This window comes from Clostridium cavendishii DSM 21758, assembly GCF_900141845.1.
Taxonomy (GTDB): Bacteria; Bacillota; Clostridia; order Clostridiales; family Clostridiaceae; genus Clostridium_AG; species Clostridium_AG cavendishii.
Window position 1 is genome coordinate 51,544 of record NZ_FQZB01000018.1, and the last position, 20,419, is coordinate 71,962.

A 20,419-nucleotide genomic window follows, 5' to 3' on the forward strand; every position below is an offset into this window, starting at 1 on the left:
ATGAAGAAATTTAATTTGAATGAATTGATTTGGTTTTTAGTTTTGTTAACTTTAAGCTTATATATTTTTTTTATGATATATACAGGTAAAATTTATATATTAATACATCCAAAGATGAAGGTATATTTAATTATAGGATTTATTATTTTATTTATATTTACAATTATGCAATTTCCTAAGATATTTACTATACCTGATAGAGGTGGTTTAAAGAAGAATAATTTAATATTTATATTTGCAGTAGCTATGTTAATGATTGCTGGAAATATAAATGTAAGCTCAACTTATTTAGAATTCAAAGGTGTCAATCTATTCCCATATTATGATGATCATGAGGTTAAAGAAAAACATAATCATGAGACATCTATACCAAGTGGAATTATAGAACTAAAGGATGAGAATTTTTATTGCTATTTAGAAGATATTCAAAAAAATATAGATGATTACATAGGAAGAGAAGTTCAAGTTGAAGGGATGGTATATGCTAAGAAAAATATGAATAATAATAGTTTTATTGTGACTAGATTGGTTATGAATTGTTGTGCTGCTGATTCTCAATATATAGGTGTAACTTGTACTTATTATGGAGGAAATGTAAAAACTAATACTTGGGTTAATATAAAAGGAACTGTAACAAAAAATACCATAAAGGATTCAAAAGGAAGAGATAGAGTTGTTCCGGAAGTTAAAGTTAATTCTATAGAAAAAATTAAAGAACCAAATAATTTATTTATATATCAAAATTAGCATATAGGTATTTACCTATTGATAATATAAAAATAACCGATTTTACTTTTTAACTTGTGTAAAATATAATAAAAACATAAAGATAAAAAATGAGGTGAACACATGATAAATAAAGTTAAGGGTATATTGCCAGGTTTTATAGTATGTACCATTATAGCATTAATTGGCATGTTTTTAGCTAAATTTGTTCCAAGCTTAGGAGCTGCAACATTTGCAATTTTTTTAGGGATGTTAGCTGGAAATACAATATTTAATAAGTCAAAATATAATTTAGGGTCAAAATTTTCAGAAAGTAATTTATTGGCATATTCAATAGTTCTAATGGGTGGAACTTTAAATCTTAGTGCAATAGCTTCAGTTGGAGGATTTGGTGTTCTATTTATAGCTCTTCAAATGACAGCTACTATAATATTTGCATATTATGTAGGCAGAAAATTAAAGTTTAGTAAAAATTTTTCATTGCTTATGTGCTCAGGAAATGCAGTATGTGGATCTTCAGCTATAGCATCTACAGCACCTGTTGTAGGAGCAACTGATTCTGATAAAGGTATAGCGATAACTATTGTAAATGTAACAGGAACAATACTTATGTTTCTATTGCCTTTAATAACTTCAATCTTATACAAAAACAGTTTAGTTCATACTTCAGCAACTATAGGTGGAGTACTTCAATCTGTTGGACAAGTTATAGCATCAGCTAAATTTATAAATGATGATGTAGTACAAATGGCTACAATATTTAAGATAATAAGAATAATATTTTTGGTTGTAGTAGTAATTGTATTTAGTAAAATATCTGATAAAGATAATACTGACAGTGCAAGTTCAAATAAAAGAGTAAAAGTGTCAGTGCCCTGGTTTATAACGGGATTCTTTATATTAAGTATAATTCACAGTTTAGGTTTTATACCAAATGAAGTATCAACTGTATTTAAATGGATAAGTGGAAATTTTGAGATAATAGCTTTAGCTGGAATAGGAATGAGAGTTAAATTTGCAGATTTAAAAGCACAAGGACCTAAAGCCATGGGGTATGGATTACTAATAGGAGCTTTTCAAATAATTATTGCAACAATATTTATAAATATATTGTTATAAATATTGTAAATTAAAATAAATAAGGAATCTTAATAATTTGAGAAAGATAAATTATTAAGATTCCTTATGTTTTAAGTGAGAATTCAAACTTTAATTTGGTTATTCCCAAAACAAATCATCTAACGTTTTATTTAAAGCCTTACATATTGATATACATAAATTTAAAGAAGGATTATACTTTCCAGCTTCTATTAAGCTTATAGTTTGTCTTGCTACACCAATTATTTGTGCTAATTGCTCTTGGGATAAATCAGCTTCAACTCTAGCTAACTTCATCTTTATATTTTTCATAATTATCTCCTAATTTTAGAATTTTAAAAGTCATCAGATAATAAGTCTTTAGCTTCTCTATTAGTATTTTTTATTGATTTTTTTATTAGAAAACTTATAAAAAAATAATAAACCACACCAAAAATTAATGAGTAAATAATAGTTAATTCTAATGCATCAAAATTAATATTTCCATTTACAAATAAGTTATATCTATTAAAAAATATTCCTGAAAATATGCTACCTATTATAGTGGCTATTATTAGTATATTTTTTTCATACTTTTTAGCTTTTTTATTATCTATACTAAGTGCTCCAGCTTTTACAATACTTGTGATATATATAATAAGTGGGACTAACCATATAAAATTAGCATATAACTTAGCTTCAGTAAAGAAAGATTCACAAATAAAATATCCTATAATATAAGTACCTATACAAATTGCAAAGCTGTGATGTCTATACTCGTTTTGTATTTCTTTTATACACATATCGGTAGTTTTAAATAATGGTATTCGTAGTATTAAGCTTCTTATACATAAATATAAAATTGACATTATAAGAGCGATTAAAACTAATAAATTATCTTCAATATGGTATTTGCCAATATTAAACTTAAACAATATTTCTATAATACTTAAAATTAATATTACTGGATATAAATTAGAACCTATTTCGTTAATCTTTTTTGTAATTCTCTCGTCTTTTAAACTAAACCTTTTAATCATAATTTTACCACCTCTCTTAATCTGATGTTAATATATAAAAGTCTTTTTGTCAATTATATATTACATTTAGTAATATATAGTTTTAGGTTTGTTATCTAAATATATATTATTATTTTAATTAGATGAGTAATATAAAGATTTATTTTTATATTTTGAAATAGTTGCAATAATAAAGATATAATTAAAATAATAGAAAAATAATTGAACATTTTATATGGTTAAATTATTTAATATATGAATACTTAGCTAAGTTAATATTATATAGAGGAAAAAATGTGGAGATAGGATGTTATAGAAAATACAATTATAATTTTTCAAAAAATATATTAATAAAAGATATAAATTAAATTTTATTTTTAAATTTTAATAGTAGAAAAAATAGGACAAGTATGCATTAAATACTTAATTGACAGTCTATTATACCTATGATAGAATGAAAAAGTAATTTAAATTAAATAAGTTATTCTATATGGAGAGATGTCCGAGTGGTCGAAGGAGCACGCCTGGAACGCGTGTATAGGGGAAACTCTATCATGGGTTCAAATCCCATTCTCTCCGCCATAGTTGTGCTAGATGGGGAGTCAGCGGTGCCCTGTAACCTGCAATCCGCTATAGCAGGATCGAATTCCTTGCCTCGGCCTTAACTTGTGGGGTCTGACCTATGTAAGTGGTGTTGAGGGTTGGGTCCCACGCAATAAGAGCTTGTGAACCTCGTCAGATCTTGACCGAAGCAGCGATAAGCAAGTACTCTTATGTGCCGTGGAAAAATCTGGCCTGAGCTAACTGCATAGGTAACGCTCATACGTTATTGTCAAAGCAAGGTGCACAACTTTTAATTTGTAATTAAGCATTCTAATTTTTAGAGTGTTTTTTTTATGCATAAAAACATAAAGGTTATTTATAAGAGTAAGAAATCTATTTTCTAATTTCTGTGGTGTATTTAAAATAAAAGGTGGATAATATCATTAAAAAAATCAAATAATATATAAAGTTAATAAGTACAAAATATAGAAATAGTTTGGATGTAAAGTTTGTAGACACAATTTTTAGAATATTTAAGAAATATATTATAATTTTAGCTTTTAGGTAGTTTAATAAATGTTAAAAGTGATATATAATAAACATACACTATATTTCTAAGCTTTTATATTAAACGTATGCTTAGAAACAAAGCATTTAATTGAGTATACGATTTATAAAAATATTAGAGCTGAATAGCAAAGGAAGGAATGTGAATTTTATGAAGCAACATTTATTAGGTAAACAATTAAAAGAAGTCAGATTTGAAGAAAGAATAACACTTTTATCTTTAGTTTTAGGCTTAAATAGAGAATATTTAATAGAAGAGTATAACCAAGGTTTAAAAAGAGAAGATGCAATGTTAATGGAATATGGATATAAAATAAATGTAGGAGAAATGATAGGAATTATTCAAGCACATACTGGAGTATTCCCAATGCCTATAATAGAAAATGGAATGTATTCTATAAACTTAGAATGGACTACTAAAGAAGGCGTAAATGATAAAGCGGTATCACAAAAATATGATGAATACTGTGATGCTTTATATGAAATAGTTAAAGATTTATTTAAAAAAGGTTATATAGCACCAATATCATAATTAAAAATAAAAGAGTTGTTACACAAATAACAACTCTTTTTAATATTTAGAAATCTTTAGGTGTAGCTTTCTTAATTCTGAAAGGTTTTCCTTTAATAAGTATTTCTCTATTTTTCCTTAGCAAATCACGCCCAAATCCTTCTAATATATCTACATGGCTATAGTTATCATAAATATCTATAACACCTATTTTATCTCCAGGTATGTTACCACTATTTATTAAAGCACCAACTATGTCGCCTCTCCTAACCTTTTTCTTTTTACCACCACTAATATATATTTTAGTAACTTCACCAAGATTTTTAGGCTTTTCTTTAACTATAGTTGATGTTTCTTCTTTAGGAGCATTTAAAACTTCATCTCTATCAGGTCTCATAGCTTTAGGAATTTTAAAAGCTATAAACTCTTCTATAGCTTTTAAGAATTTATCTTCATGAGGAGTTACAAAAGTTATAGCTTCACCCGATTTACCTGCTCTACCTGTTCTACCTATTCTATGAACATAAGCTTCTAACTCAAGTGGAATATCATAATTAAATACATGAGAGACTCCACTTGCATCAATACCTCTAGCAGCAACATCAGTAGCAACTATATATTTGAATTTACCTTCTTTAAATTCTTTTAAGGCTATAAGTCTTTCTCGTTGAAGCATATCGCCATGAATCTCAGTAACTGAATATCCATTAGTTCTCATTCTTGAAGCTAACATACTTACATTACTTTTAGTTCTACAGAATAATATACCTTGATTAACTTTTTCTAAAGTTAAGATATCTCTTAATAAATTATACTTATGATTCTCAGCTATTTCATAATAACGTTGGTTTATTCTATCAACAGTTAAGGCTTCACCAGCTATTTCGATAGTCTTAGCATCATTCATATGTCTTTCAATAAGTTCCTTAATTTCAGGAGCTAATGTAGCAGAAAACATTAAAGTTTGTCTTTCTTTGGAAACGTACTTTATAATATCTTCTACTTGGTCAATAAATCCCATATTAAGCATTTCATCAGCTTCATCTATTATTAGATACTTAATATTATCAAGTTTTAGTGTACCATTTTTAATATGGTCTAAAGTTCTACCAGGAGTACCAACAACTATGTGAACTCTTTGTTTTAGCTGGGTTTTTTGAACAGACATAGGTTGTTTACCGTAAATTGCTATAGTTTTTAATCTTTTAAATAAGCCTAGACTAGAGAAATCTTCCTTAACTTGCACTGCAAGTTCTCTAGTTGGAGTCAATACTAATGCTTGAACTTCATTAAGCTCAACATCCATATTTTGAATAACAGGAATAGCAAAAGCTGCTGTCTTACCACTACCAGTTTGAGCTTTAGCTATAATATCCTCACCTTTTAGTGCTAAGGGAATAACTTTTTCTTGAACTTCAGATGGCTCAGTATATCCAAGACCATTTATAGCTTTTAATATATCAGAATGTAAATTTAAATCTTCAAATTTCATATTTATATCATCATACCTTTCAATCTTCATATTCACTAATTTTAACCTTATATCTTAGTATTTACAATAGTTAAAGAGATAAGACATGTTAAATGTTAAATATAGATTTTTAAACAATATTATTTTCCAAATAAAGGGTTGACATTTTGGGCTATAATAAATATACTAATATTAAAGAGATAATATCAAAATGATAATAACATTAGGGGGAGAAATATGAGTTTAAACAATAGATTAAATAAAGATGGACTAAATGAAAAAGAATTTTTTAAAAATTATAGTCCCAGTAATTATGAAAGACCATCCCTAACAGTGGATATGTTGCTATTTACCCTAGGAGAAAGAGAAGTTAAAAAAATAAATAGACTTCCTGAAAAAGAATTAAAAGTACTTTTAATAAAAAGAAAAGAACATCCTTTTATAGGTAGTTATGCTATACCAGGTGGATTTGTAGGCATAAATGAAAGTATAGAAGATGCTGTATATAGAGAGCTTAAAGAAGAAACAGATATAGGTAATGTATATTTAGAGCAGTTATATACTTGGGGGGATGTTAATAGAGATCCTAGAATGAGGGTAGTGTCAACTTCTTATATGGCATTAGTAAATGAGAATAATATAAAGCCAAAAGCAGGAACAGATGCTGAAGATGTAGCGTGGTTTTCTATAAAGAGGCAAGTGGTATCTAGCAAAGAGTTAGATGATGGTAGGTATATAAATACTTATAAAATAACTTTATTAAATGAAGATAAGGAATTGACTATAGAATATTTAATAAATGAAGAAATAATGAAAGAAGGCTTTAATAAAAGAGTTAAATATGAATATAATCTACTTACAGAAGAAAGCATAGGTTTTGATCATATAAAAATTATTAACTATGCCTTAGAAAGAATAAAAAATAAGGTTCAATATACTCCAATAGCATTTAGTTTATTACCGGAATTATTCACATTAACAGAACTTCAACAAGTATATGAAATAATATTAGAAAGAAGTTTAATTAAACCTAATTTTAGAAGATGGGTATCAAAAATGGTAGAGGAAACAGAAGAAACTAAGAAAGATGGAGCATATAGACCTTCTAAGTTATTTAGGCTTAAAAATGAATCTATAATAGAAGATTTAATAAATATATAAGGAGAGGGCAAAATGATTGAGATTTTAGAGAATATTAAAAAAGAATTGGAAGAGTTAGATTCTATAAAGTTAGAAGAAATAACCAAGGGAAAAACTGATAAAACAGCTATTATAGTAGTTGATATGGTTAAGGGATTTTATAATGTTGGTGCATTAGCATCTCCAAGAGTTGAGGCAGTAATAGAACCAATAATTAATTTAGTAAAAGCTAATGATAAGTTAAATAAGGTGTTCTTTGTAGATAGTCACACAGAATCTTCAGAAGAGCTTAAATGTTATCCAGCACATTGTATAGAAAACACAGAAGAAGAAGAATTAATAGAAGAAATAAATGAACTAACAAAAGGTGATAAAAATATAGCTATAATAAAGAAGAATAGCATTAATGGCTTCCATGCACCAGATTTTAAAAAATGGTTTGAACAAAATAGTGAAATTGAAAATTTTATTGTTACAGGAGTATGTACTAATATATGTGTAGAAACGTTTGTTATGTCACTTATAACTTATTTTAATCAATTTAATTTAAATAAAAAAATAATAGTTCCTATGAATACCGTAGAAACTTATGATTTTGGTAATCATAATGCAGAACTTATGAATATGATGTCATTCTTTAAAATGAAGTCTAATGGAGTAATTTTAGTGAAGGAAATATTAAAATAGATAATAAGTTTTATATTAAAATGAATTTTAAAATACACAATGATAAAAATTCTAAGGTTATTACAAATAGATATATATAATGGGATGGGTATATATTTAAATAGTTTGATAGTTTATATATAACTATACAGGTATATATATTAAAAGTAAGAGCTTGGATAAAGGAGAAATTTATTATGGGTAAAATAAATCTAAAAGAAAAAAGAAATATGTCAATGTTAATGGATTTTTATGAGTTAACTATGAGTAATGCTTATTTATCTAAGGGTCTAAAAGATAAAGTAGTTTACTTTGATATGTTTTTTAGAAAGGTTCCAGAACAAGGTGGTTTTGCTATAATGGCAGGGTTAAAGCAATTAACTGAGTATATTGAAGGTTTAAAATTTGATGAAGCCGATATAGAATATTTGAGAAGTTTAAATATTTTTAATGAAGAATTTTTAGAGTATCTAAGAAACTTTAAGTTCACAGGATCAATATATTCAGTGAAGGAAGGAACACCAATATTTCCGAATGAACCAATAATAACTGTTAAAGCTCCTATAATAGAAGCTCAGCTTATAGAAACTATGATACTTTTAACTATAAACCATCAAAGTCTTATAGCCACAAAGGCGAATAGAATAGCAAGGGCAGCTAAAGGAATACCAATTTTAGAGTTTGGAGCAAGACGTTCCCAAGGTTATGATGGTTCTATATATGGAGCTAGAGCTGCATATATAGGGGGAGCTCAGGGAACAGCAACAGCAATAGCAGGAGAAGTTTTTGGCATACCTGTTTTTGGTACTATGGCCCATAGTTGGATTCAACTTTTTGAAGATGAATATGAAGCTTTCAAAGCTTATGCAGAAAGCTATCCTGATAGTTGTACTTTGCTTGTAGACACTTATTCAGTTTTAGAAAGTGGAGTACCAAATGCTATAAAGGTAGCAAAAGAGGTATTAGAGCCTATGGGTAAAAGACTTAAAGGTGTTAGACTGGATAGTGGAGATATGGCTTATCTTTCAAGAAAAACTAGAAAAATGTTAGATGAAGCAGGTCTAAATGATTGTAATATAGTTGCTTCAAATTCATTAGATGAATATACAATAACAAGTCTTTTAAACCAAGGTGCAAAAATAGATGTTTTTGGAGTAGGAGAGAGACTTGTTACTTCAAAAGCAGAGCCTGTATTTGGAGGGGTGTATAAATTAGTTGCTGTGGAAGATAATGAAGGAAAACCAATTCCAAGAATAAAGTTATCAGAGAACGTAGAGAAAGTATCAAATCCTGGTTTTAAAAAGGTATATAGGTTATTTAATAAAGAAAATGATACAGCTATAGCAGATATAATAACTATGGCAGATGAAGTAATAGATGATACAAATCCATATACTATTTTTGACCCGGTTTATACTTGGAAAAAGAAAAAATTAACTAATTACTATGCAGTAGAATTGCAAATTCCTATTTTTGAAGATGGAGTCAAGGTTTATAAAAGTCCATCTCTTAAAGAAATAAAGCATTATTGCGAGGAAGAGGTCAATAAGCTTTGGGAAGAGGTTAGAAGATTTGAAAATCCTCATACTTATTATGTGGATTTATCTAAAAAGCTTTGGAATACTAAAAGAGAACTTATTGAAAGATTAAGGGAAGAAAATTAAATAATAAAAATTAGGCTGAATTATGCGCTAATTCAGTCTAATTTTTATTGTTAATATCAAACTCTCTCTAATGTTATAAATGAAAAATCAATAGTATCATTACTACTAGCTGACATAGATATACAATCCATTTCTCTCCATAAATTCATATCTATTTCCGGGAAATAAGTATCCCCTTCATAAGATTTATTAAGTTTTGTTAAATAAATCTTTTTAGCATAAGGCAAAAGCTGTTTATATATTTGTCCGCCACCAATTATAAATGTTTCCTCATTAGAGTTTTCGTATTCTTTTATAATATCATTTATATCGTGAATAACTGTTACTCTTTCATCGTCAACTTTAAAGTTAGTATCTTTAGTTATGACTATATGATGTCTATTTGGAAGTATTGAAGGTAATGATTCAAAGGTTTTCCTACCCATTATTATTTTATGGCCTGTAGTTATAGTTTTAAATCTTTTTAAGTCCTCTGATATATGCCAAAGTAGTTTATTATTAGCACCTATTACATTATTAGCAGATACAGCCACTATTATAGATAACATTAAACAGCCACCTCCATAGAGATTTTTTCATGGTGCTTATAATCTATAAGCTTTATATCATCAGCTTTAAAGTCATAAAAGTCTTTTATTTCAGGATTTATCCAAAGTTTAGGAGCTTCGAAAGCTTCAGTTTTCTTAGTAAGCTGTAATTTAAGTCCTTCTACATGATTTTCATAAATATGAGCATTATTTATAACATGTGTAAATAATCCTGGTTTAAGGCCAGTTACTTGAGCTAAAAGATGAACTAATACAGCATATTGAGATGTATTAAACGGAACGCCTAATCCTATATCACCACTTCTTTGTACAAGCATACAATTAAGTTTGCCATCAGTAACATCCCATAAGGTTAAGAAACAACAAGGAGCTAAAGCACCAGTTTCTAAGTATGGAATCTGCCATAAATTTATCATCATTCTTCTGTCTTGAGGATTATTTTTTAAGGCATCTATAAGTTTATCTATTTGATCAAACTTTTTTACTACCCATCCATAGCTAGTACCTATAGTTCCATCATCCATCATCCATTCATCCCAAATACGAACCTTTTGTTCCTGAAGTTTTTTAACATCATTAGATTGGTCTTTAAATATCCATAGAAGTTCTTTAACAGCAGTTTTAAAAGCAACAAATTTTGTTGTTAAAATAGGAAACTCCTTTTCTAGATTAAATTGCATAATTTGATGTGGTAATTTATATGTAGGAATCCCAGTTCTATTATTATCAAAATAACCATTTTCAAGGATATTCTCTACTATTTCTAAATATTTTTTATCATATACACTCACAATTAAATACTCCCTTCTACAACTTATAATTAATATATAATTTTAACTCTATATATTAAATTTTTCAAATACTAAAAAACACCATGAATCACATTCATGATGTTAAATAGACAAAGTTAATCTTAATAGCTGTCGTTATTTACTTTAAATCCAAATAATTCTCTTTGTTGATAAATAAAGAATGCCATTAAACAAGGTAATAAAAGGTTTGTTATGATGCCTTTTATATTTGATCCATTTTTAACGAAGGCAGTTATTAAATTTATTAAAGTCATTCCAAAGTAAATAAATACTCCTATTTTATTTTTTCTCCAAATTAAAATAAGAGAAATTACTTGTATAGTTATAACAAATAATAAAATAATTGTAATTGCGGGTGTTAACTTTTTAAAAGTTTCAAAAGCAAGACCACTACCAGTTTTGTTAATTGTATCTTTTAAGGCTAGAAAAGAGATTAATCCAAATATTAAAAAGGCATCTGCGAGCCATGTTAAAATAGCAATTATTTTAATTCCAATACTTACTTTTTGTTCTTGAAAGTCATTCATTTAAACATTCCCCCTCTTTAAAAATTTTAAATAATAAGTAATATAATACAACTTATTATTTTAAATTACAATATAGTAAAATATTGTTTGTAAAAACAAATAATAGACTACGTAAAAAAATAAAAACACCACGAAAATTCGTGGTGTTTTTATTTATTAATAAGAATCATTATTTACCTGAAAACCAAATATTTCTCTTTTTGCATAAATAAAATAAGCCATTAATCCAGGTAAAATTAAACCTATTAAACTAGTCAGAGAAAAACCCATTTGAATAGAACCCATTATAAAACCAATTATAACTATACCAAAATAAATAAAAATACCAATTTTATTTTTATTTAATATAAGGATAAGAGAAACAATTTCAATAATAGAAAATGCCATCAATAACATAGTGTATGTTGTTGTAAATTTTGAATAAATTTCTCCACCAGGCATAGCTTCAAGTGTGTCTTTCATAGCAAATATAGCGATATAGCCTATTATTGCTAATCCTTGAAATATAAAAGATATAATAGCGATTGTTTTTATTCCCGCGCCTACTTTTTGTTCTTTAAACTCTTCCATTTGAATATCCCCCTTCTAATAATTATATATTTATTAAATAAATATAATAATATTATATGATTCCATGGAATAAATTACAATAACTGTGTCTTCATTTAATCTAAATTTAAGATTAGCGAAATATAAAATTTAAAGTTTGGATATACATAATTTATTGATGTATAATAGTAATAATGATAGTTTAAATAAATTTTAGAATTAGTAATTATTTTTGAGAGGTGAAGAATTTGGCATATCAAGCGTTATATAGAGAATGGAGACCTACAAAATTCGAGGATGTAGTTGGGCAAGAACACATAACAATTACACTTAGAAATCAAATTGTAAATGAGAGAATAGCCCATGCTTATCTTTTTTGTGGTACAAGAGGAACAGGTAAGACTTCAACAGCTAAAGTTATGGCTAAGGCTTTGAATTGCTTGAATCCTACTGAAGGAGAACCTTGTAATGAATGCGATATGTGCAAAAAGATAAATAATGGATTAGCTATAGATATAACAGAATTAGATGCTGCATCTAACAATGGTGTAGATAAAATAAGGGATATTATAGATGATGTACAATATCCGCCACAAGAATCAAGATATAAGGTTTATATAATGGATGAAGTTCATATGCTATCTCAAGGTGCTGTAAATGCTTTTTTAAAAACACTTGAAGAACCTCCTAAGAATGTAATTTTTATATTAGCAACTACTGATCCTCAGAAGTTACCAATAACTATACTTTCAAGGTGTCAAAGGTTTGATTTTAAGAGAATTGGTAATGAGCAAATGGTTGGGAGACTTAAAAAGATAGTTAAAGATCAAGGTGTATTTTGTGATGATAGAAGTTTGAATCTTATAGCTAGAGTTTCAGATGGGGCTATGAGAGATTCTTTAAGTATACTAGATCAAGCCATTTCCATGGGGGATGGTAAGGTAGATTATAATGAACTAGTTTCAATGCTTGGACTTGTAACTAATGAGCATTTATTCAAGATAACAGACAGTATAATAGATAGGAATATTGAAAGTGTTGTCAAAATAATCGAAGAGATAGTTTTATCAGGTAAGGATATGCACCTATTTATAAAGGATTTAATAACCCATTATAGAAATCTTCTAATGGCTAAGGTAACAAATAATCCTGAAGAAGTTTTAGATATGGCTGAGGAGAATATAGATTTATTAAAAGAGCAAGCTAACAGAGTAAGAATAGAGGAGATAATGAGAGCTATTAGAGTTCTTCAAGAAAGTGAAGAAAGTGCTAGATTAAGTAAGCAAGCAAGATTATACTTAGAACTTGCGACTATAAAACTATGTAAAATAGAATATGATACATCTAAGGAAGTTTTACTTGCTAGGATAAACAAATTGGAAAGAGCTATAAAAAGTGGAGAAATAAAAGTAACAGCAGTAGCTAGTCAAGGAGAGGTAACTCGTGAACAGGCATTTACTGAAGTTAAAACAGAAAGAATAGGAAAGCCTCAGGCAACTGTGAAAGAAAAAGTAAAGCTTGAGCCTCACAATGAAAACTCTACTGTAACTGTAAATGATGTAAAAAGGGCTTGGAAAGATATATTAGAAGGGTTTAAGGCAAGAAGAGCTATGGTAGTATATGCTTCTTTAGTAACAGGAAAAGTTGTTAGTTGTAATGCTGGAGTAATAGAGATAGAATATGAGGAACAATATGCTTTTAACAAACTAAGACTTGAGAAAAGCGAAAATATGAAGCTTGTAAATGAAGTGTTTTCTGAAATATTAAAGGATGGTGTTAGAGTAAAATACAAGGTGAATAAAGTAGATATTTCAGAGAGGTCTACAGAAGAAGCCTTATTAGATGTGTTAGGAGAAGATACTTTAAAAATATTAGATGAATAAAAATATTTAATATATTAAATATAATAGTATAAGCAAAATAATGGCAAAAACATATTAATAAAGTATAGAGATTGTATAGTAAAAACAAATAAAATACTATATAATATAGAGAGATTTTAATTTTTAAGGAGGATAAAAGCATGGCAAAAGGTGGATTCCCAGGTGGTATGGGTGGAATGAATAATTTAATGAAGCAAGCACAAATGCTTCAAAAACAAATGCAAGATATGCAGTCAGAACTTGAAACTAAAGAATACGAAGCTTCAGCAGGTGGTGGAGCTGTAACTGTAAAAATAAATGGTAAAAATGAAGTAACTGCTATAAATATAAAACCAGAAGTTGTAGATCCAGATGATATTGAAATGCTTGAAGATTTAGTATTATCAGCTGTTAATCAAGGTTTAAAAGTAGTAGAAGAAGATAAAGCTGATAAAATGGGAAAAATGACTGGTGGAATGAATATACCAGGATTATTCTAATTAGAATTAGAGCTATATACTTATAAAGTTAAAAGGAAATAATGTTAATTTTAGGCATACGGCATTACCGTATGCCTAAAATATTAAATATAAAAAGGATGTGAAAAATTATGGACTTTTATCCAGTTGCTATAGAAAAACTTATAGAGGAATTTGCAAAGCTTCCTAGTATAGGTAAAAAGACTGCTCAAAGATTATGTCTTCATGTACTAAATCTACCAAAAGAAGAGGTAGAAGAATTTGCAAATGCTTTGATTCAGGCAAGAGGAACTATAAAATACTGTTCTATTTGTGGTAACTATACAGATAAAGACCCTTGTGCTATATGCGGAAATCCTAATAGAGATAAGACTCAGGTTTGTGTTGTAGAACAACCTAAAGATATAATGACAATGGAAAGAGTAAGGGAATTTAATGGAGTATATCATGTTTTACATGGAAATATATCTCCAATGCAAGGCAGAGGTCCTCAAGATATAAGAATAAGAGAACTTGTAGCTAGAATGTCAGGAGATATAAGAGAGGTAATTGTAGCCACAAATCCTAATATAGAAGGTGAAGCTACAGCCATGTACATAGCAAAAATTCTTAAACCTTTAGATGTTATGGTTACAAGAATAGCAGCAGGTATACCAGTAGGTGGAGATTTAGAATATGCTGATGAAGTTACTCTTTCAAAGGCATTAGAAGGAAGAAAACAAATATAATAATATAAAATAAAACCCCTTGAATAAAAACTACATAATATGTGAATAATACATAAAAATGGTATTATGGAGGGGTTTTATGAATAAGTATTTTATAGTAGAGTATCTTACTAAAAAGATGGACAAAGAAAAATGTAATGAGGAAATTTTACAAGCTATCGAAAATGCAAAGTTAGAAATGGAATCAACTAGAAATGCATTTGAGTATGCTGAGGATAAAAAACTTATAGAGGCAGCAATATATAATCATAAAGCGAGTATTGCTAAGTATGAGTATTTACTTCTTAAGGCTAGAGAAAAAGGCATAAAGGTAGATTACAACTATATTCTAGCAAAAAGTTAATTTTAAAAATGGGGGAGTTTAATATATGGGTACTATATTTTATGGAGTAGTAGGTATATTACTACTTGTGATTTTAGTTAAAATATTTTCATGGCCTTTTAAGGTTTTATTAAAGCTATTAATTAATGGTATACTAGGAGTTATACTACTAATTATAGTAAATGCAATAGGTCAAAATTTTGGTTTTTTCATAGGAATAAACCCAGTAACAGCGTTAATAGCAGGTTTTTGTGGGATCCCAGGTGTTATATTTTTAATAATATTTAAACTTCTTATGTAAAAGTAATAATTTAATATTTAAAATAGAGAAACAGTTATTTCAAATAAATTGAAGTAACTGTTTTTTTGTATAGGAGATTATAAAATTTAATATAGTTATAAGTTTAGTTATATCAATGCTTTAGAAGATTATAAATGCAAAAGTATCTGTAGAAATTATAATTTTCGTATTATTAGAATTTAAAAGGGACTCATAGAAATTTTTAATAAATTAGAGTCTTCAATGGAGTAAAAAAATTTCTATAAGAACCTTCTTTATGATAAATAGATGGGAGGAAACTGACGTAATTATTTTTATAAATGTATTAAATTATTATCTTTATAGAATTAATATATGATTGTTTAAAAAATGTGTTACAAAAAAACTTGAGGAAATTTTAAAAAAAATACATTAATTTTTAGCATAAAGAAACACTTTAAATATATAGATATAAAGAGGATTATTTTACTTAGGAGGGGGATATGGTGAGGATATTAGATAATGAATTAATTAAATCGCATAAGGATAAAATAATAGTAAGTACGTTAGTGATGACAATAGTAATATTTTTTATCTTTGATAATATATCTATGCTAACGCCAAATTTTATATGGAGTAAAACTTATCATGATAATATAGTTCAAAAGTTTTTTTCGATAAGCTTTATAAGATTTGTAGTTTTATATATTTCTTATGGTATTGTGACAACAGTATTTTTAAAGGATAAAAGAGTAGAATTACAAAGCTTAAAAGATGATCAATATGCAAAAATACAATGGCTTATTTCAAAAATGTTATGCATTTATACTTCATTTTTAATGCCGTTGATAATAAATACAATCATAAAGCTAATACTTTATAAGATGAGTTATAATTTTTATCATGAGAAATTGGGTATTGGAGTTTCTGTAATATTTATATTTTTTATATTTCAATGCTTATTAGCTTTTTGTGGTCTTCAGAGCTTTATTTTATCCCATTTATTATTCGGAGATCTATTAAAAGCTACTATATTTCCAGCTTTATTTGTAGAATTTATATTTACTACATTTGGGATGAATTCACTTATTATAAGTAAAAAGTTGGATTTTATAAATTATATTATAGGTCCTATAAAATATAATATAATTAATAATTTAGTTGATATTATTTTTTGGGATGGAAGATTGGAATTACAGGAAAAAGTTTTACAGCTTTTATTATTAGCGTTAACATTATTAATAGGAATTTTGATTTTAAGTATTAATTATTTTGTATTAAATTATTTAAATGTTGAAAAGTTAGAAAGCAAATATGCATCAAAATATATAAGGATAATATATCACATTATTTTAGCTGTTATGATTGGATTTTATATACCGGCAGCAATTGCTTATTATATAGCTATAATAAATCCAAAAGTAAGTTTAGATCATGCAACCTATAGCTTTAATATTATATCGCTAATTACAATACCACTAATATTTTTATTTGTATTAGAAACACCTATATGGAAACTATCTAAAAATAAGTTAGATAAAACAATTTAAGAGGTAAGTTAGTCTATGATTATATAAAAATCATAGACTAATTTAATTTTTGTATATATATATTTACATTTAATTAGGTTATAATTAACATATCTATACATATTGGAGGAAATTTAAATGGCAGTAGGAACAGAAATAAATTGCAAGTATTGTCCAGATTTTAATAAGAACCGTTGCGATGGAAAGGCAACAGATTGTCTATGTAGGGCATGTCCAAGAAACATGGGGCAATGTTTATGTGTTAAATATTGTAGAGAAACAGAGTCAGTATTAAATTTGGATGAAGATTATTATAATTTAGATTAATAAAAAACAAATAAGTGAGAATCCTAATTTTAGATTTAGTAATTGGAACTTACTCATAAAAATTTATGAGGTAAAAGTTTAATATAAAAAAGGGGGCTAATGATAATGAAAGAAAAGTTATCAGAGTTAAAGGACTATATAAAAAATATAGACCATGTAGAGCAAGCAGTAGCACTTGTATATTGGGATATGAGAACTACGGCACCTAAAAAAGCATTGGAACAAAGAGGAGAATTATTAGCTTATTTATCGGCAGAAGCATATAAGTTAAAAACATCAGATGCAGCTAAGGAATTGATTGAGTATTTTGGGCCTCTTATGGGAAAGTTGGATCTAGTAGATAAAGCTATGGTAGAAAAGTTCAAGAAAAATTATGATGAGGTGAAGAAAATACCTCAAGATAGATTTAGAGAGTTTATGCTTGCTACGGCTAAGTCAGAAGTTGCTTGGGAAGAAGCAAAAGAAAAAAGTGATTATGAAATTTTCAAACCACACTTAAAAAAAATCATAGATTTCAAAAAGGAATTTATAGAGTATAAAGGTTATAATGAAAATAAGTATGATGCATTGTTAGATGATTTTGAAGAAGGCATAACAGTGTCTAAACTTGATAATGTATTTTCTGAGCTTAGAGATGCTATAGTAGACCTTTTAGATAGGATAAAAGCTTCAGATATTAAGATAAACACTGAATTTATGAAGGATAATTATTCTAAGAAGGAACAAGATAAATTTGGACGTTTTGTTTTGGGCATTATGGGGTATGACTTTGAGGCTGGACGTTTAGATGAAAGTGTTCATCCATTTACATTGAATATAGGCAATAAGGATGTTAGACTTACTACTCATTATTATGAAAATGATCTTAAGAGTGCACTATTTAGTACGATTCATGAAGGTGGCCATGGTATATATGAACAAAATATACCTGATGAGCTTTTAGGAACAGGACTTGCAGCTGGTGCATCAATGGGAATTCATGAATCACAGTCAAGATTTTATGAAAATATTTTAGGTAGAAGTACTGATTTTTGGACATATTTATATCCATATGCACAGGATAGTTTTCCAGGTTTAAAAAATATTAGATTTAATGATTTTTATAAGGCAATAAATTTTGTAGAGCCATCATTAATAAGGACTGAGGCTGATGAACTTACTTATAGCTTGCATATAATTATAAGATATGAGATAGAAAAAGATTTAATAAATGATAAAATAACAGTAGATGATTTACCAAAAGTTTGGGCTGAAAAGTACAAGGAATATTTAGGTGTTGAACCTAGTAGTGATAGTGAAGGTGTACTTCAAGATATGCATTGGTCAGATGGTTCATTTGGTTATTTTCCAAGTTATGCATTAGGAAATCTATATGGAGCACAGATGCTAAATAAACTGAAATCAGATGTACCAAATATTTATGAAGAATTACAAAAAGGAAACATGAAACCTATTTATGAATGGCTTAAAGATAATGTTCATAGGTATGGGGCAATATACAAACCGGCAGAACTTATATATAAGGTAACAGGGGAAGAATTAACTGCTAAATATTTTATAGATTACTTAAGAGAAAAATACTCACGTATATATGAACTTTAAGATAAAAGACATGGCGCTATAGCTATGTCTTTTTCTAAAATTAATATTTATAAAAATATAATGAATATTTATGAGTGAAATTATATAAAGGTATAACAATTTAATAATATTAAGGTAAATTTAATGTTAGACCCATTGTTTCTGAAAGGATATTGTAGTAAAATAACAAATAAAAATAAGATATTTACAGATTATTTTTATTTTTATTCTAATAATATTCTTAAATGAATGAATAAAAAACGTTGGGGAATTGTTAATGTTTGTTCATATTAAGTAAGAATCCAAATTTTTAATTTGGGTATTCGAACTTACTCCTATGAATGATAATGAATAGGAGTTTCATATAATAAATATAGTAAAATTAAAAAAGGGGGCTTATATATAATGAAAAGAGTGTATAATTTTTCAGCAGGACCTGCTGTATTACCAGAGGAAGTTTTAAAAGAAGCAGCAGAGGAAATGCTAGACTATAATGGGACAGGAATGTCTGTTATGGAGATGAGTCATCGTTCAAAGGCTTTTGAAGAGATCATTGGGGAGGCAGAAAAATCTTTAAGAAGACTTATGAATATTCCAAACAACTATAAAGTATTATTTTTACAAGGTGGAGCATCTCAACAATTTGCTATGATACCTATGAATTTAATGAAAAATAAGGTTGCAGATTATATTAACACAGGAATGTGGTCTAAAAAAGCAATAGCAGAAGCCAAGTTATACGGTAAAGTAAATGTTATTGCCACTTCAGAAGATAAAAAATTCTCATATATTCCAGATGTCAAAAATGTAAAGATATCAGAAGATGCAGACTATGTTTATATATGTCATAACAACACAATATGTGGAACAAAATTTACTGAGCTACCTGAGGTAGGAGATAAGATTTTAGTTGCCGATATGTCTTCAGACATATTATCAGAGCCAGTAGATGTATCTAAATATGGTCTTATTTATGCAGGAGTTCAAAAAAATATAGGACCTGCAGGTGTTGTAGTTGTAATTATAAGAGAAGATTTAATTACAGAGGATGTATTACCAGGAACACCAACTATGCTAAAGTATAAAACTCATGCAGACAACAATTCACTATACAATACTCCACCAGCTTATGGAATCTATATATGTGGAAAAGTATTTAAATGGGTTGAAAAATTGGGTGGATTAGAAGCTATGAAAAAACATAATGAGTATAAGGCATCAATTCTTTATGACTTCTTAGATTCAAGTGAAATGTTCAAGCCTACAGTAGAAAAACAACATCGTTCATTAATGAATGTACCTTTTGTAACTGATTCAGATGAATTAAATGTTAAGTTTGTAAAAGAAGCTAAGGAACATGGAATTGAAAATATAAAAGGTCATAGATCTGTTGGTGGAATGAGAGCAAGTATCTATAACGCAATGCCAATTGAAGGAGTTAAAACTTTAGTTGAATTTATGAAGAAATTTGAAGAGGAAAATAAATAAGGGGAAAATAAATAGGGGGCTTAA

The 20,419-nt window shown here is 27.7% G+C and carries 22 protein-coding genes, 1 tRNA gene and 1 other RNA gene; 17 read left to right on the top strand and 7 right to left on the bottom strand.

Features of this window, described 5'->3' with window-relative positions; genetic code table 11:
- Together BUB01_RS19145 and BUB01_RS19150 are read left to right on the top strand one after the other, a co-directional pair.
- Positions 1-747, top strand: coding sequence for a TIGR03943 family putative permease subunit (locus BUB01_RS19145; RefSeq protein ID WP_072992052.1), 747 nt, complete (start codon positions 1-3; stop codon positions 745-747).
- Between the two features lie 102 nt (positions 748-849).
- Positions 850-1,845: a YeiH family protein gene (locus BUB01_RS19150; RefSeq protein ID WP_072992055.1), complete on the top strand. Its 996-nt coding sequence runs from the start codon at positions 850-852 to the stop codon at positions 1,843-1,845.
- A 99-nt stretch (positions 1,846-1,944) separates the two neighbouring features.
- Here the strand turns inward: BUB01_RS19150 and BUB01_RS19155 are convergent, their stop codons facing one another.
- Complete coding sequence (locus BUB01_RS19155) at positions 1,945-2,136, bottom strand: helix-turn-helix transcriptional regulator (protein ID WP_072992059.1); 192 nt, start codon at positions 2,134-2,136, stop codon at positions 1,945-1,947.
- Between the two features lie 23 nt (positions 2,137-2,159).
- Positions 2,160-2,843 carry a DUF6773 family protein gene (locus BUB01_RS19160; protein WP_072992062.1) on the bottom strand — a complete coding sequence of 228 codons (684 nt, stop codon included), beginning with the start codon at positions 2,841-2,843 and terminating at the stop codon, positions 2,160-2,162.
- A 471-nt stretch (positions 2,844-3,314) separates the two neighbouring features.
- Here BUB01_RS19160 and BUB01_RS19165 point away from each other — a divergent pair.
- The 3 genes from BUB01_RS19165 to BUB01_RS19175 all read left to right on the top strand — a co-directional run bounded on the left by BUB01_RS19165 (position 3,315) and on the right by BUB01_RS19175 (position 4,464).
- Positions 3,315-3,404: transfer RNA gene (locus BUB01_RS19165), tRNA-Ser, on the top strand.
- Between the two features lie 3 nt (positions 3,405-3,407).
- Positions 3,408-3,672, top strand: an RNA gene (gene ffs, locus BUB01_RS19170) — signal recognition particle sRNA large type.
- A gap of 411 nt (positions 3,673-4,083) precedes the next feature.
- Positions 4,084-4,464 carry a hypothetical protein gene (locus tag BUB01_RS19175; protein ID WP_143152538.1) on the top strand — a complete coding sequence of 127 codons (381 nt, stop codon included), beginning with the start codon at positions 4,084-4,086 and terminating at the stop codon, positions 4,462-4,464.
- Between the two features lie 46 nt (positions 4,465-4,510).
- On the opposite strand, the gene BUB01_RS19180 is transcribed toward BUB01_RS19175, so the two are convergent.
- Positions 4,511-5,965, bottom strand: coding sequence for a DEAD/DEAH box helicase (locus BUB01_RS19180; protein ID WP_278337158.1), 1,455 nt, complete (start codon positions 5,963-5,965; stop codon positions 4,511-4,513).
- A 186-nt stretch (positions 5,966-6,151) separates the two neighbouring features.
- Here BUB01_RS19180 and BUB01_RS19185 point away from each other — a divergent pair, with 186 nt between their 5' ends.
- The 3 genes from BUB01_RS19185 (at position 6,152) to BUB01_RS19195 (ending at position 9,384) form a co-directional block, all read left to right on the top strand.
- Entirely contained in the window at positions 6,152-7,075 is a 924-nt protein-coding gene (locus BUB01_RS19185) for an NUDIX hydrolase (protein ID WP_072992068.1), read from the top strand.
- A 12-nt stretch (positions 7,076-7,087) separates the two neighbouring features.
- Positions 7,088-7,741 (top strand): cysteine hydrolase family protein, encoded by a 654-nt coding sequence (locus BUB01_RS19190; protein ID WP_072992071.1) that lies wholly within the window; start codon positions 7,088-7,090, stop codon positions 7,739-7,741.
- 176 nt (positions 7,742-7,917) lie between these two features.
- A complete protein-coding gene (locus BUB01_RS19195; RefSeq protein WP_072992074.1) occupies positions 7,918-9,384 on the top strand; it encodes a nicotinate phosphoribosyltransferase in 1,467 nt (488 codons plus the stop codon).
- 56 nt (positions 9,385-9,440) lie between these two features.
- On the opposite strand, the gene BUB01_RS19200 is transcribed toward BUB01_RS19195, so the two are convergent.
- The 4 genes from BUB01_RS19200 to BUB01_RS19215 all read right to left on the bottom strand — a co-directional run bounded on the left by BUB01_RS19200 (position 9,441) and on the right by BUB01_RS19215 (position 11,841).
- Positions 9,441-9,932 (bottom strand): dihydrofolate reductase, encoded by a 492-nt coding sequence (locus tag BUB01_RS19200; protein WP_072992077.1) that lies wholly within the window; start codon positions 9,930-9,932, stop codon positions 9,441-9,443.
- The gene (locus BUB01_RS19205; protein WP_072992080.1) at positions 9,932-10,723 is read right to left on the bottom strand and encodes a thymidylate synthase; all 792 of its coding nucleotides are present in this window, start codon (positions 10,721-10,723) and stop codon (positions 9,932-9,934) included. Before BUB01_RS19205 ends, BUB01_RS19200 begins: the two co-directional genes overlap by 1 nt.
- Before the next feature lie 122 nt (positions 10,724-10,845).
- Positions 10,846-11,271, bottom strand: a complete 426-nt coding sequence (locus tag BUB01_RS19210; protein ID WP_072992085.1) for a hypothetical protein — start codon at positions 11,269-11,271, stop codon at positions 10,846-10,848.
- Positions 11,272-11,427: 156 nt separating this feature from the next.
- Positions 11,428-11,841: a hypothetical protein gene (locus tag BUB01_RS19215; RefSeq protein WP_072992089.1), complete on the bottom strand. Its 414-nt coding sequence runs from the start codon at positions 11,839-11,841 to the stop codon at positions 11,428-11,430.
- Positions 11,842-12,068: 227 nt separating this feature from the next.
- On the opposite strand from BUB01_RS19215, the gene dnaX reads away from it, so the two are divergent.
- The 9 genes from dnaX to serC all read left to right on the top strand — a co-directional run bounded on the left by dnaX (position 12,069) and on the right by serC (position 20,395).
- Positions 12,069-13,703, top strand: a complete 1,635-nt coding sequence (dnaX, locus tag BUB01_RS19220; protein ID WP_072992092.1) for a DNA polymerase III subunit gamma/tau — start codon at positions 12,069-12,071, stop codon at positions 13,701-13,703.
- Positions 13,704-13,843: 140 nt separating this feature from the next.
- Positions 13,844-14,182: a YbaB/EbfC family nucleoid-associated protein gene (locus BUB01_RS19225; RefSeq protein ID WP_072992096.1), complete on the top strand. Its 339-nt coding sequence runs from the start codon at positions 13,844-13,846 to the stop codon at positions 14,180-14,182.
- Between the two features lie 110 nt (positions 14,183-14,292).
- On the top strand, positions 14,293-14,889 hold the full coding sequence (gene recR / locus BUB01_RS19230) for a recombination mediator RecR (protein WP_072992099.1): 597 nt from the start codon (positions 14,293-14,295) through the stop codon (positions 14,887-14,889).
- Positions 14,890-14,968: 79 nt separating this feature from the next.
- Positions 14,969-15,232, top strand: coding sequence for a DUF2508 family protein (locus BUB01_RS19235; protein WP_072992102.1), 264 nt, complete (start codon positions 14,969-14,971; stop codon positions 15,230-15,232).
- Between the two features lie 25 nt (positions 15,233-15,257).
- On the top strand, positions 15,258-15,512 hold the full coding sequence (locus BUB01_RS19240) for a pro-sigmaK processing inhibitor BofA family protein (protein ID WP_072992106.1): 255 nt from the start codon (positions 15,258-15,260) through the stop codon (positions 15,510-15,512).
- A 461-nt stretch (positions 15,513-15,973) separates the two neighbouring features.
- Positions 15,974-17,020, top strand: coding sequence for a hypothetical protein (locus BUB01_RS19245; RefSeq protein ID WP_143152539.1), 1,047 nt, complete (start codon positions 15,974-15,976; stop codon positions 17,018-17,020).
- Between the two features lie 117 nt (positions 17,021-17,137).
- Complete coding sequence (locus BUB01_RS19250; RefSeq protein WP_072992113.1) at positions 17,138-17,326, top strand: hypothetical protein; 189 nt, start codon at positions 17,138-17,140, stop codon at positions 17,324-17,326.
- A gap of 105 nt (positions 17,327-17,431) precedes the next feature.
- Positions 17,432-18,928: a carboxypeptidase M32 gene (locus tag BUB01_RS19255; RefSeq protein WP_072992116.1), complete on the top strand. Its 1,497-nt coding sequence runs from the start codon at positions 17,432-17,434 to the stop codon at positions 18,926-18,928.
- Positions 18,929-19,312: 384 nt separating this feature from the next.
- Entirely contained in the window at positions 19,313-20,395 is a 1,083-nt protein-coding gene (serC, locus tag BUB01_RS19260) for a 3-phosphoserine/phosphohydroxythreonine transaminase (protein ID WP_072992120.1), read from the top strand.
- Positions 20,396-20,419 lie beyond the last annotated feature (24 nt).

Excerpts from the sequence above, each read along its gene's own strand:
- BUB01_RS19145 (WP_072992052.1), top strand. The coding sequence starts at position 1 with ATGAAGAAATTTAATTTGAATGAATTGATTTGGTTTTTAGTTTTGTTA.
- BUB01_RS19150 (WP_072992055.1), top strand. The coding sequence starts at position 850 with ATGATAAATAAAGTTAAGGGTATATTGCCAGGTTTTATAGTATGTACC.
- BUB01_RS19155 (WP_072992059.1), bottom strand. The coding sequence starts at position 2,136 with ATGAAAAATATAAAGATGAAGTTAGCTAGAGTTGAAGCTGATTTATCC.
- BUB01_RS19160 (WP_072992062.1), bottom strand. The coding sequence starts at position 2,843 with ATGATTAAAAGGTTTAGTTTAAAAGACGAGAGAATTACAAAAAAGATT.
- BUB01_RS19175 (WP_143152538.1), top strand. The coding sequence starts at position 4,084 with ATGAAGCAACATTTATTAGGTAAACAATTAAAAGAAGTCAGATTTGAA.
- BUB01_RS19180 (WP_278337158.1), bottom strand. The coding sequence starts at position 5,965 with ATGAAGATTGAAAGGTATGATGATATAAATATGAAATTTGAAGATTTA.
- BUB01_RS19185 (WP_072992068.1), top strand. The coding sequence starts at position 6,152 with ATGAGTTTAAACAATAGATTAAATAAAGATGGACTAAATGAAAAAGAA.
- BUB01_RS19190 (WP_072992071.1), top strand. The coding sequence starts at position 7,088 with ATGATTGAGATTTTAGAGAATATTAAAAAAGAATTGGAAGAGTTAGAT.
- BUB01_RS19195 (WP_072992074.1), top strand. The coding sequence starts at position 7,918 with ATGGGTAAAATAAATCTAAAAGAAAAAAGAAATATGTCAATGTTAATG.
- BUB01_RS19200 (WP_072992077.1), bottom strand. The coding sequence starts at position 9,932 with ATGTTATCTATAATAGTGGCTGTATCTGCTAATAATGTAATAGGTGCT.
- BUB01_RS19210 (WP_072992085.1), bottom strand. The coding sequence starts at position 11,271 with ATGAATGACTTTCAAGAACAAAAAGTAAGTATTGGAATTAAAATAATT.
- BUB01_RS19215 (WP_072992089.1), bottom strand. The coding sequence starts at position 11,841 with ATGGAAGAGTTTAAAGAACAAAAAGTAGGCGCGGGAATAAAAACAATC.
- BUB01_RS19225 (WP_072992096.1), top strand. The coding sequence starts at position 13,844 with ATGGCAAAAGGTGGATTCCCAGGTGGTATGGGTGGAATGAATAATTTA.
- recR (WP_072992099.1), top strand. The coding sequence starts at position 14,293 with ATGGACTTTTATCCAGTTGCTATAGAAAAACTTATAGAGGAATTTGCA.
- BUB01_RS19235 (WP_072992102.1), top strand. The coding sequence starts at position 14,969 with ATGAATAAGTATTTTATAGTAGAGTATCTTACTAAAAAGATGGACAAA.
- BUB01_RS19240 (WP_072992106.1), top strand. The coding sequence starts at position 15,258 with ATGGGTACTATATTTTATGGAGTAGTAGGTATATTACTACTTGTGATT.
- BUB01_RS19245 (WP_143152539.1), top strand. The coding sequence starts at position 15,974 with ATGGTGAGGATATTAGATAATGAATTAATTAAATCGCATAAGGATAAA.
- BUB01_RS19250 (WP_072992113.1), top strand. The coding sequence starts at position 17,138 with ATGGCAGTAGGAACAGAAATAAATTGCAAGTATTGTCCAGATTTTAAT.
- BUB01_RS19255 (WP_072992116.1), top strand. The coding sequence starts at position 17,432 with ATGAAAGAAAAGTTATCAGAGTTAAAGGACTATATAAAAAATATAGAC.
- serC (WP_072992120.1), top strand. The coding sequence starts at position 19,313 with ATGAAAAGAGTGTATAATTTTTCAGCAGGACCTGCTGTATTACCAGAG.